Below are 11,681 nucleotides of genomic sequence, written 5' to 3' on the forward strand. Positions count from 1 at the left end.
GTCTTAGCGTGGCGGCCATGAACACCGACCACATCGTCATCGCCGGGGCCAGGCACAACAACCTCAAGGACGTCTCACTGCGCGTCCCGAAGAACCGGCTCGTCGTGTTCACCGGCGTGTCGGGGTCGGGCAAGTCGTCGATCGTGTTCGGCACGATCGCGGCCGAGGCGCAGCGGCAGCTGAACGAGACGCTCGGCTGGTTCGCCCGCGACCGGATGCCCAAGCGGGAACGGCCGGACGCCGACGCCATCGACCGCCTGACCACGGCCGTCGTGGTCGACCAGCGGCCGATCGGCGGGAACGCGCGCTCCACCGTCGGCACCGTCACCGACATCTCCCCGGTCCTGCGCGTGCTGTTCTCCCGGCACGGGACGCCCAGCGCAGGCTTGGCGTTCACCTACTCCTTCAACGACCCGCGCGGCATGTGCCCCGAGTGCGCCGGCCTCGGCCGCGTCGCCGGCGTCGACCTGGACCGGTTCCTGGACACCGGGCGGTCGCTGAACGAGGGCGCGGTCGACTTCCCGCCGTTCGGCGTCGGGACGTTCGTGTGGCAGTTGTACGCCGAGTCCGGCCTGTTCGACCCGGACAAGCCGCTGCGCGACTTCACCCCCGAGGAATGGGACCTGTTCCTGCACGGGAAGGGCTTCCGGGTGCCGCGCCGCAACCGCACCGGGTCGATGGGCCACAACGCCTACGAGGGCGTGCTGGAACGGTTCCACCGCCTCTACATCCGGCGCGACATCGGCTCGCTGCCGCCGAAGGTGCGGGACGCGGCCCGCCGCGTCACCCGCGAGGACACCTGCCCCGCCTGCGGGGGCGCCCGCCTCAACCCGGCGGCGCTGGCGTCGCGCGTCGGCGGGCACGGCATCGCCGACCTGTCCCGGATGGAGATCGGCGACCTGATCGCCACGCTCGGCGAGCTGGCCGCCGCGTGCCCCGGCCCGGACGCCGCCGAGGTCGCGGACGCGGCGGTCACCCGGCTGCGGCGGCTGGAGGACATCGGCCTGGCCTACCTCACCCTGGACCGCGAGACCCGCACGCTGTCGGGCGGGGAGGCGCAGCGGCTCAAGGTCGTCCGGCACCTGGGGTCCGCCCTGACCGGGATGACCTACATCTTCGACGAGCCCAGCGCCGGCATGCACCCCCGCGACGTCGACCGCCTCAACGCGCTGCTGCTCCGGCTGCGCGACAAGGGCAACACCGTGCTGGTGGTCGAGCACGACCCCGCGGTGATCGCCGCCGCCGACCACGTGATCGACATGGGGCCGGGAGCGGGCGTGCACGGCGGCCGCGTGGTGTTCACCGGGACGACCGCGCGGCTGCGCGACGCCGCCACCCCCACCGGCCGCGCGCTGCGCCGGGCCGTGCCGGTCAAGGCCGGGTTCCGCGAGCCCTTGGGGTGGCTGACGGTCACCGGCGCCCGCGCCAACAACCTGAAGGACGTGACGGCGCGGTTCCCCGCCGGCGTGCTGACGGCGGTCACCGGCGTCGCGGGGTCGGGCAAGAGCACCCTGGTCGTGGAGGAGTTCGCCGCCCGGCATCCCGGCACGGTCGTGGTGGACCAGTCGGCGATCGCGGCGTCCCGCCGGTCGAGCCCAGCCACGTTCACCGGCATCATGGACCCGCTGCGCCGCCTGCTCGCGCGGGCCACCGGCGCCGACGCCGCCCTGTTCAGCCACAACTCCGCGGGCGCGTGCCCGCAGTGCGACGGCAACGGCGTCATCGTCACCGACCTGGCGTTCATGGACCCGGTCACGACCACGTGCGAGGCGTGCGGCGGCGGCCGGTACCGCCCCGAGGCGCTGACGCACACCCTGCGGGGCCGGACGGTCGTGGACCTGCTGGCGATGACCGCCGAGGAGGCCCTGGCCTTCTTCACCGGCCCGGACGAACGCGCCACCGGCCCGGCCGAGCGTGCGATCGCCGTCCGGCTGCGCGCCCTGAACGAGGCGGGGCTCGGCTACCTGACGCTCGGGCGCCCGCTCGGCTCGCTGTCGGGCGGCGAGCGGCAGCGCCTGAAGCTGGCGACCCGGCTGCACCGCACCGGCTCGGTCTACGTGCTGGACGAGCCGACGACGGGCCTGCACCCCTGCGACGTGGGCGCGCTCCTCACCCTGCTGGACCGGCTGGTCGACACCGGCAACACCGTCGTCGTCGTCGAGCACGACCTGCACGTGGTCAAGCACGCGGACTGGGTGATCGACGTCGGCCCCGGCGGCGGCCGGCACGGCGGCGAGATCGTGTTCGCCGGGACCCCGGCCGCGCTGCTGGACGCGTCCACCTGCACGGCCGGGTTCCTGCGCCGTGACCTGGACCGCGCGGCCTAGTCGCCGGAGGCCTAGTTGTCGGGGACGAGGCGGGCGGGGAACCCGCCGGTGGCGATCGGCCCCCACCGGTCGATGGTGACGCGGATCAGGGACTTGCCCTGGCGGCGCATCGCCTCCCGGTACTCGTCCCAGTCGGGGTGCTCCCCGGCGATGCAGCGGTAGTAGTCGACGAGCGCGTCGGCGGCCTCGGGCATGTCGATGACCTCGGCCGTCCCGTCGACCTGGACGTAGGGGCCGTTGAACTCGTCGGACAGCACGCACACCGACACGCGGGCGTCGCGGCGGGCGTTGCCGGTCTTGGCCCGCTCGGGGTATGTGGAGATCACGAGGCGGCCTCCGTCGTCGACGCCGCAGGTGACCGGCGACATCTGGGGCCGCCCGTCGGCGCGGACGGTGGACAGCACCGCATGGTGCCGGGGGCGCAGGAACTCGAGCAGTTCGGGAAGGTCGACGCGGTTCGCGGTGGCGATCGAAGGAGCCATGCACGCCACCTTAGGGAACCGGGCACCGATGAGTTCGGGTGCGCCGCGCCGTCTACCCATCACAACGGATTCACCAACGATTCACCGAGGAGGACGACGATGAGCGACCGCGACCCCGTCAAGGCCCGCAACCTCGACATCTACGGAGGCGGCGAGCTGGCCTGGGACACCGTCCGGGACGCGCTGACGGCGGCGTTCCCGAAGGCCGAGACGCCGGTGTACCTCGGCACGGTCCGGCCGGACGGCCGCCCGCACTCGGCCGGTGTCGGCGCGTCGTGGTACGAGGGCGACGTGTACGTCGTCAGCGGGCCCGGCACGCGCAAGTCCCGGAACCTGGCGGCGAATCCGGCGTGCACGATCTCGGTCCGGACGGCGGTCGGGGACGTGGTGCTGGAGGGTGAGGCCGAGCGCGTCACCGACCCGGGCGTCCTGGAGCCGGTCGCGGCCGGGTACCGGGAGGGAGGCTGGCCGGCGCAGGTGGACGGCGACGCGTTCACCGCCCCCTACAGCGCGCAGAGCGCGGGCCCGCCGCCCTGGCACCTCTACCGCATCACCTTCCACACGGTGTTCGTGGTGGGCACGGTCGAGCCGTATGGCGCGATGCGGTGGAGTTTCGCGCGCTGAGGGTCGGGCGCGGGTGTCGACTTTGGTCTATGGGCCCGTGGCCCATCGGGCGTTGGTGCGGCCGTGCCGCCCGGCGAGACTGGCGGCATGGCAGGGGGAATCTCACTGAGCGGCGCGCCCGCGGGCCGCTGGACGCTCGTCCACGACGGCCGCCGGCTGGAGGTCGAGACCGAACGTGCCGGCTGGGACCACATCGCGCGCCTGTACGTGGACGGTCACCGCGTGGAGGAGGGCAAGGACTTCCCGAAGGTCACGCTCCCCTACGGGGAACTGAGCGTGGTGGTCGGGTTCGACCTCCGGGGGCTGGCCGACGGGCAGGCCGCACGGTGCGAGCTGCGCCCGCCCAAGCCCGCCAAGGACGAAGAGCGCGACGACGAGCCCGACGGTGAGCCCGAGAGTGAGCGCGCCGGGTTCGAGCCGGTCGCGTTCGAGCCGCCGGAGGGGACGCGCGCCGCGCGGCGGGAGGCGTTCGCGCGGGCGCATTCGGCGCTGTACGCGTCCCGGCATGTGGCGGTGGCGACCGGGCAGGTGCTGTTCCCGCTGCTGGGGCTGGGCGCGCTGGTGAAGGTGCTGCTGGACCGGGGTCCGTGGCCGGAGGTGCGGCTCCCCGACATCGACCCGCCGTCGATCCCGTGGCCGGACATCCCCTGGCCGGACGTGCCCTGGCCCGACCTGCCGGACTTCTCGGTGCCGCCGTGGGTGCGCGCGCTCCTGGCGGCGGCGAAGTTCGCGGTCCCGATCGTGATCGCGATCGGCGTCGCGGTCAAGGAGGTCGAGCGGCGCAAGCGGTCGGCCTCCCGGCGGGGCGACCGGTCCGGCGCAGGTGAGGGCGACGATGACGGCGGCACTGGCGGCGGCGACGGGCGGCCGGCCGCGCAGGACCGGGCCGGCGGAGCCGGGGAGGATCGCGATCAGGGAGGCGGCGAACCGTCCGGGCGGCGCGGGCGGGTCCTGGCCGGTCGGCCGGGGGCCGAGCCCGCGCCGGGCGATGGGCCGGATCGCCCGGGAGCTGCGTAGACTTTCTGATCATGAGCGACCGGCCGTCTCCCCACTCGTACCTGTCCGAGCTGTTCTCCCTGGAGGGCAGGGTCGCGGTGGTGACGGGCGGCAGCTCGGGGATCGGCCGGGCGATCGCCGAGGCGCTCGCCCGCGCCGGCGCGTCCGTGGTCGTCGTGGCGCGGCGGGAGGCGGAGCTGGCCGCGACGGTCCGGGACCTGGAGGGGCACGGCGGCCGGGCCGCGTCCGTCAGCGCCGACCTCGGGTCGCGGGACGTGGTCGCCAAGGCGGCCGACGAGGCGGCGGCGGCGTTCGGCGAGCCGGACATCCTGGTCAACGCGGCGGCGGTCAACCTGCGCCCGCCGATGGACGGTCTCGGCGCCGAGGTGTGGGACACCACGATGGCGGTGAACCTGGACGCGCCGTTCCTGCTCGGGCAGCGGTTCGGCCCGGGGATGGCCGGGCGCGGGTTCGGCCGGATGATCCACATCACCTCGCAGCAGGCGTTCCGGGCGTCGCTGGCCAGCGGCGCCTACGGGGTGTCCAAGGCGGGCCTGGCCGCGCTGGCCCGGTCGCAGGCCGAGGCGTGGTCGGGCCGCGGCGTCACCGCCAACACCCTGGTGCCGGGGTTCGTGATGACGCCGCTCAACGCCCACCTGTCGTCGGACCCGGTGAAGGTGAAGGCGCTCGCCGAGCGGACCCTTTCCGGCCGCAACGGCGTGGCGGAGGACTTCGCGGGCGCGGCGGTGTTCCTGGCGTCGCCGTCGGCGGCCTACGTCACCGGCCAGTCGATCTTCGTGGACGGCGGTTTCTCCGCCCACTAGCCCGCCCCCGCGGTCAGCCGGTCCGGTCGAACAGGCCGGTGGCCTGGACGGCGGCGGCCGGGTCGGCGGCGTGCACGATGCCCCCGACGGGCCGGCCGTGCTTGTCGTGGACGCGCCATCCGCCGAGCTGGACGACCGGGACCCGTCCCGCACGCATGGCCAGGGCGATCTCCGACAGCGTCCCCCAGGATCCGCCGACGGCGATGACGGCGTCGGCGGCGTTGACGATGACGTTGTTGCGGGCCTGGCCGAGGCCGGTGGGGACGGCGACGGTCAGGTCCGGGCCGGCGGCGGCGCGGTCGGCGGCGGGCAGCACGCCGACCACGACGCCGCCGCCGGTGCGGGCACCGGCCGCCGCGGCGGCCATCACGCCGCCGTGCCCGCCGCAGACGACCACGGCGCCGTGCCCGGCGAGGAGCCGGCCGGTCTCGTAGGCGTGGTCCCATTCGGCCTCGGTGCACTCGCCCGGCCCGCACACCGCCACCTGGAGCGCCATGACCGGGCTACTCCGCGCCGTGCCGGGCCGCGATCCGGTCGATCGTCGCGGCGAGGTCGAAGTCCTTGGCGGTGAGCCCGCCCGCGCTGTGGGTGGACAGCGCGAACGTCAGGGTGCGCCAGCGGATGTCGATGTCGGGATGGTGATCGGCGTCCTCGGCGGCGCGGGCGACGTCGGTGACCACGTCGATCCCGGCCGGGAACGAGGGCGCCTTCACCCGCCGGCGGATCTGGTTCCCGTCCCGGCTCCAGGCGGGCAGGTCGCGCAGGCGGCCGGCGACGGCGGTGTCGTCGAGCGTGTCGGGCATCGGGTCACTTCCTGTTCGTCGGCGCTGATGCCCTTCCTCCTTCCCACTCCGGCCCCCCTTCCACTCAGGCGGCGGTCACCCGGCGGCGGAGGTCAGGTCGTACAGGACGGTGCCGCCGACGGTGGTGGCGGTGTAGTTCGCGGCGACCCATGCGCTGATCTTCTGGGCGGCGTCGCTGCCGCTGCCGGCGCGCATGGACATGCCGCCGCCCCCTCCCCCGACGAAGTAGTGGATCTTCCCCTGCCGGACGAGGCTCTGGAACCCGGCGAGGGTGGGCGCGGGGTCGGTGCCGTTGAACCCGCCGACGGCCATCACCGGCTCGCCGGTGGCGAGCTGGTAGCCGGCGGCGGTGTTGGATCCGACGGCCGCGGCGACCCAGTTGTAGGAGGAGGCGCGGGCCTTGAGCGCGGCCGTCACCGCCGCGCTCGGGGTGGTGGCGCCCAGGATCCCGCCGGGCCCGCCGCCCCCGGGCCCGCCACCGGTCCGGCCGCCGCCTGGTCGTCCGCCGCTGGGGCCGCCGAACATGCCCGCCCCCGGCCCGAACCCCTGCCCGGCGCCCTGCCCGGCACCCTGGGGCGGCGCACCGGCCTGGCCCCGGTTCCATCCGCCGGGCCCGCCGCGCCCGGGACGTCCGCCCGGGCCGCCGCGCCCGGGGCCGAACCCGCCGGACGTCGCCGGGCCCGCGGTGACGATGGCGCCGGTGTGCGGGGTCGCGGCGGTCTCGGCCGCGTAGGCGGCGGGCCCGGCGAGGGACGCCAGCACCGCCAGGACGACGACGCCGCCGAGGACGCGCCCGCGCAGCACCCGCACGGCGGCCAGGCCCGCGGCGGCGATGAGGCCGGCGGCGACGATCACCGGAGCGAGCCAGGGCTGCCAGTCCGGGGACCGCCCGAGCAGCACGTACGCCCACACGGCCGTGACCGCGACGGCCGCCGACAGGATCGCGGCGGCCTCGGGGGTGCGGCGCCGTTCCCACAGCAGCGCGGCGCCCATGCCGGTGAGCGCGGCGATCGCGGGGGCCAGCGCGACGGTGTAGTACTCGTGGAAGATCCCCTGCATCCAGCTGAAGACGGCGGCGGTGACCAGCAGCCATCCGCCCCACAGCGCGAGCGCGGCGCGGGCGGGGTCGGTGCGGGGCGCGCGGCGGGTCGCCCACAGGCCCGCGGCCAGCAGCATGAGGGCGGCGGGCAGCAGCCAGGAGATCTGGCCGCCGATCACGGTCCCGAACATGCGGCCCCATCCGGCGTCCTGGTCGAGGTTGCCGAGGCCGCCGGTCTCGTCGCCGTTGAGGCGGCCGAGCCCGTTGTAGCCGAGCGCCAGTTCCAGCACGGAGTTGTGCTGCGATCCGCCGATGTAGGGGCGGGACGAGGCGGGCACCAGCGCGACCGCCGCGACCCACCATCCGGCCGACACCAGCAGCGCTCCCGCGGCGGCGGCCAGCTGCCACAGCCTGCGCCGGACGGATGTGGGGGCGGTGACGAGGTAGACCAGCGCGAACACCGGGACGACCAGGAACGCCTGCAGCATCTTGGCCAGGAATCCGGTGCCGACGCAGGCGGCCGCCAGCAGCAGCCAGCGGGTGCTCGCGGTCTCCTGCGCCCGGACCGTCGCATAGGCGCCGAGCGTCAGCAGCAGCACCAGCAGCGCGTCGGGGTTGTTGAACCGGAACATCAGCGCCGCGACCGGGGTCAGCGCGAGCACGGCGCCGGCGAGCAGCGCCGCCCAGGCCGGGAACCGGCGCCGGACGGCCGCGTGCAGGACGCCGACGGTCGCGACGCCCATCAGCGCCTGCGGGACGAGGATGCTCCAGGTGTTGACGCCGAACACGCGGGCGGTGAGCGCCATCGGCCACAGCGCGGCGGGCGTCTTGTCGACGGTGATGGCGTTGGCGGCGTCGGAGGAGCCGAAGAAGAACGCCTTCCAGCTGGTGGCGCCGGCCTGGACGGCGGCGGAGTAGAACGCGTTGGCCCATCCGGACGCGCCGAGCCCCCAGATGTACAGCAGGCCGGTCGCGGCCAGCAGTGCCAGCAGCGCGGGGCGGGCCCAGGCGGGGTCGGCGGCGGGGCCGCGCAGCAGTTTTCGCGGGAGGCCGCCCCACCCGTGCGGGGTGCGGGGCGCGGGCGGGGCGGCCTGGATCGTGGAGGTCATGTCGTCTTCCCTGCGGGTTCAGCCGAGCTTGTACAGCTGGGTGCCGGTGGAGCCGCCGGACGAGGCGTCCGGCGAGCCGGTGGACGTGCCGGTGGACGTGCCGCCGTATTCGCCGGCGTCGACGAGGGTCCCGTTCTTCTGGACCCATGCGGTGACGCCGGAGTCGCCGCCGCCTCCGGGGCCCATGCGGCCGCCGAGCAGGATGTAGCGCAGCTTGCCGTCCTTGACGTACTGCTGGAGCTTGGCGACGGTCATGGCGGGGTCGCTTCCGGTGAAGCCGCCCATGGCGATGACGGGACGCCCGGTCTGCAGGATGATCGAGGACGCCTCCTGGGCGCTGGAGACCGCGACGAGCCAGGTGGCGCCGCCTTGGTTCTTCTCCAGGTAGGCGATCATCTGCGAGTCGACCCGCCCGCCTGGCCCCCCGCCGAAGCCGCCGAAGCCGCCCCCTCCGGGGCGCTGCCCGCGCCCGTCCGGTGCCTGCCCGGCCTGGGCCCCGCCCGGTGCCCGCCCAGCAGGCCGCTGCCCGTCCTGTGCCGATCCGCCGGGCGGGCCCGCACCACCCGGCAGGCCCGCACCGCCCGGCATCCCGGGGGGTGCGCCGCGTCCGGCAATGCCGCGGCCTCCGGGGAAGCCGCCGGGTCCGCCGAACCCGTTCCCGGAGGACGGCCCGGCCAGCGGGTTGGAGCCGTTGGAGGTGGTGGACGCGGCCGACACGGCGTACGCGGCGGGCCCGGCGAGACCCGCGATCACGGCGAGCACCAGGCCGGCGATGGCGGCGCGCGTCCCGGCGCGGGGGACGAACCGTCCGCCGAGGAGGGCGAGCACGGCCAGGACGGTGGCGGCGGCGACGGCCCACCGCAGCCACGGGTGCCAGGACGGTGTGCGGTCCAGCAGCGCGAACGCCCACGCGCCGGTGGCGGCGACACCGGCCGGCGGCACCCACGCCCACCTGGCCGACCGCCGGTAGGCGCCGGTCAGCAGGACGGCGCCGGCGCCGGTGAGCGCGGCGACCGCGGGCGCCATGGCGGTGGAGTAGTAGGGGTGGAAGGTGCCTTTGGCGAAGCTGAAGATGACGTAGTGGACGGCGAGCCAGCCGCCCCACAGCAGCAGCGCGGCGCGGGCGGTGTCGGTGCGGGGCCTGCGCCGCAGCAGGATCAGCCCGGCGGCGAGGGCGAGGACGGCGAACGGGATGAGCCAGGAGATCTGCCCGCCGAGGATGTCGTTGAACAGGCGCCCGGCGCCGGACTGGCCGCCGAAGCCGCCACCGCCGCCCGGGCCGCCGCCCCCGGGGCCGCCGCGTCCGCCGTTCTCGCCGAAGATGCGGCCGAGGCCGTTGTAGCCGATGACCAGGTCCCAGGCGGTGCCGTCGGTGCTGCCGCCGATGTAGGGGCGGGAGCCGGCGGGGACGGCGTCCACGGTCAGCACCCACCAGAACGAGGACGCGGCGAGGACGGCGCCGGCGGCGAGCAGGTGCCCGGCGCGGCGCAGCGGCCCGGGCCGGGCGGCGACGAGGTAGGCCAGGCCGAGCGCCGGGACGACGAGGAGCGCCTGCAGCATCTTGGTGTTGAAGCCGCAGCCGACGAGGAACGCCGCGAGCAGCAGGGGCCTCAGCCGCCCGGTGTCGATGGCGCGCTGGCAGGCCCAGGCGGCGGCGACCAGCAGCAGGACCAGCAGCGTGTCGGGGTTGTTGTCGCGGTTGATGGCGACGGTGATCGGGGTGAGGGCGAGCACGGCGGCGGCGGTGACCGCGGCGGCGGGCCCGAACGCGCGCCGCACCGTGGCGTACAGCACGGCGACGGCGGCGACGCCTTCGGCGACCTGCGGGAGCAGCAGGCTCCAGGTGGAGAACCCGAAGACGCGCGCGGACAGCTCCATGGCCCACAGGGCCATGGGCGGCTTGTCGACGGTGATGTAGGAGCCGGCGTCCAGGGAGCCGAAGAAGAACGCCTTCCAGCTCTGGGTGCCGCTCTTGACGGCGGCGGAGTAGTAGGAGTTGGCGTATCCGGCCTTCGACAGTCCCCACGCGTACAGGACGCACGCCGCGATCAGGATGGCCCACAGCGCGGGCCGGGCCCAGCGGGGGTCGCCGTCCGGTCCGAGGAGCAGCCTGCGGGCACGTCCCGCCGGGGAGGCGGGTTCGGCGGCGGCGGGCGGTGTGATGGTCGAGGTCATGACTGGGTTCCTCCGGTCTCCTCGGCCGCGGGGAGGCGGTCCCCGGCGGCGGGGCGGCCGCCGAGGCGGCGCGGGTGGAAGATCCAGGCGCGCATCAGCAGGAACCGCACCAGGGTGGCGGCGGCGTTGGCGGTGACGAGCGCGGCGACCTCGACGGCCCGGGACGCGCCGGGCGCGGCGGCGTGCAGGAGCGCCAGGCCGCCGCTGCTGAGGGCGAGGCCGAGCAGGAACGTCAGGCCGCCTTCGAGCTGCTGCCGGAACGCGCGGCGGGGGCCGGTGACGCCGAAGGTGAAGCGGCGGTTGGCGGCGGTGTTCCCGATCGTGGTGATGACCAGGGAGACCGCGTTCGCCCACAGCGGCCCCATGATCAGGCGCAGCAGGACGAACAGGACGAGCTGGGCGAGGGTGCTGATGACGCCGATGACGGCGAAGGCGGGGAGCTGGCGGGCCATTCCGGCGGGGAGCGCGGCCTGGTCGAGGCGGGGGCGTCCGCCGACGGGGGCGCGGAACGCGCCGGTGAGCATGCGGCGGGCGACGCGGGCCATGCCGCGCAGGTCGTCGCGGGCTGTGCGCAGGACGTCGACGCGGCTGTCGGGGTCGTCGACCCAGTCGACGGGGACCTCGTGGATGCGCAGCCCGTTGCGTTCGGCGAGCAGCAGCAGCTCGGTGTCGAAGAACCACTCCTCGTCCTCGACGGACGGCAGCAGCGCCTGCACGATCTCGGTGCGGGCGGCCTTGAAGCCGCACTGGGCGTCGGTGAACCGGGCGGCGAGGGCCGTGCGCAGGAGCAGGTTGTAGCAGCGGGAGATGACCTCGCGGCGGGGGCCGCGGACCACGGCGGAGCCGCGGGTGAGGCGGGAGCCGATGGCCAGGTCGCTGTGCCCGGAGATGAGCGGCGCGACCAGCGGCAGGAACGCGTCCAGGTCGGTGGACAGGTCGACGTCCATGTAGGCGACGACGTCGGCGTCGCTGGTGCCCCACACGTGCCGCAGGGCGCGGCCCCGGCCCTTGGCCTCCAGCCGCACGGCGTGGACGCGCGGGTGCCGCGCCGCCAGGTCCTGGGCGATCCGCCAGGTGGTGTCGGTGCTGGCGTTGTCGGCGACGGTGATGCGGAACGGGTAGGGGAAGGTGCCGGCGAGGTAGGCGTGCAGGCGTTCCACGCTCGCCGCCAGGACGCGTTCCTCGTTGTACACGGGGACGACCACCTCGACGAGCCTGCCCCGCCCCCCGTGGTCGTGCGAGGGCGGGGGCGGCGCGGCGGGCGTGCCCCGTTCGGTGACAAGGTGACTCATGAGACCGAGG

10 protein-coding genes are annotated in these 11,681 nt (G+C 75.3%); 4 read left to right on the forward strand and 6 right to left on the reverse strand.

Annotated elements, in window-relative coordinates; translation table 11 throughout:
• The first annotated feature begins 17 nt into the window (after window positions 1-17).
• Window positions 18-2,327 (forward strand): ATP-binding cassette domain-containing protein, encoded by a 2,310-nt coding sequence (locus ACQPXG_RS23840; RefSeq protein ID WP_433461324.1) that lies wholly within the window; start codon window positions 18-20, stop codon window positions 2,325-2,327.
• Between the two features lie 11 nt (window positions 2,328-2,338).
• Here ACQPXG_RS23840 and ACQPXG_RS23845 read toward each other — a convergent pair whose 3' ends face one another.
• Window positions 2,339-2,809 carry a PPOX class F420-dependent oxidoreductase gene (locus ACQPXG_RS23845; protein ID WP_433461325.1) on the reverse strand — a complete coding sequence of 157 codons (471 nt, stop codon included), beginning with the start codon at window positions 2,807-2,809 and terminating at the stop codon, window positions 2,339-2,341.
• A 99-nt stretch (window positions 2,810-2,908) separates the two neighbouring features.
• Between ACQPXG_RS23845 and ACQPXG_RS23850 the strand changes: the two genes are divergently transcribed.
• The 3 genes from ACQPXG_RS23850 (at window position 2,909) to ACQPXG_RS23860 (ending at window position 5,253) form a co-directional block, all read left to right on the forward strand.
• Complete coding sequence (locus ACQPXG_RS23850) at window positions 2,909-3,433, forward strand: pyridoxamine 5'-phosphate oxidase family protein (protein WP_433461326.1); 525 nt, start codon at window positions 2,909-2,911, stop codon at window positions 3,431-3,433.
• A gap of 87 nt (window positions 3,434-3,520) precedes the next feature.
• Window positions 3,521-4,450, forward strand: a complete 930-nt coding sequence (locus tag ACQPXG_RS23855; protein WP_433461327.1) for a hypothetical protein — start codon at window positions 3,521-3,523, stop codon at window positions 4,448-4,450.
• Between the two features lie 11 nt (window positions 4,451-4,461).
• Window positions 4,462-5,253: an SDR family NAD(P)-dependent oxidoreductase gene (locus tag ACQPXG_RS23860; RefSeq protein ID WP_433461328.1), complete on the forward strand. Its 792-nt coding sequence runs from the start codon at window positions 4,462-4,464 to the stop codon at window positions 5,251-5,253.
• Window positions 5,254-5,266: 13 nt separating this feature from the next.
• Here the strand turns inward: ACQPXG_RS23860 and ACQPXG_RS23865 are convergent, their stop codons facing one another.
• The 5 genes from ACQPXG_RS23865 to ACQPXG_RS23885 form a co-directional block, all read right to left on the reverse strand.
• A complete protein-coding gene (locus ACQPXG_RS23865) occupies window positions 5,267-5,749 on the reverse strand; it encodes a TIGR00725 family protein (RefSeq protein ID WP_433461329.1) in 483 nt (160 codons plus the stop codon).
• Between the two features lie 7 nt (window positions 5,750-5,756).
• Window positions 5,757-6,056, reverse strand: coding sequence for a 4a-hydroxytetrahydrobiopterin dehydratase (locus tag ACQPXG_RS23870; RefSeq protein WP_433461330.1), 300 nt, complete (start codon window positions 6,054-6,056; stop codon window positions 5,757-5,759).
• A gap of 75 nt (window positions 6,057-6,131) precedes the next feature.
• Window positions 6,132-8,204: an ArnT family glycosyltransferase gene (locus tag ACQPXG_RS23875; protein ID WP_433461331.1), complete on the reverse strand. Its 2,073-nt coding sequence runs from the start codon at window positions 8,202-8,204 to the stop codon at window positions 6,132-6,134.
• Between the two features lie 18 nt (window positions 8,205-8,222).
• A complete protein-coding gene (locus ACQPXG_RS23880; RefSeq protein ID WP_433461332.1) occupies window positions 8,223-10,379 on the reverse strand; it encodes a glycosyltransferase family 39 protein in 2,157 nt (718 codons plus the stop codon).
• On the reverse strand, window positions 10,376-11,671 hold the full coding sequence (locus tag ACQPXG_RS23885; RefSeq protein ID WP_433461333.1) for a glycosyltransferase: 1,296 nt from the start codon (window positions 11,669-11,671) through the stop codon (window positions 10,376-10,378). The genes ACQPXG_RS23880 and ACQPXG_RS23885 overlap by 4 nt, the downstream gene beginning before the upstream one ends.
• Between the last annotated feature and the right edge of the window lie 10 nt (window positions 11,672-11,681).

This window comes from Spirillospora sp. CA-128828 (assembly GCF_050945415.1).
Classification (GTDB): domain Bacteria; phylum Actinomycetota; class Actinomycetes; order Streptosporangiales; family Streptosporangiaceae; genus Spirillospora.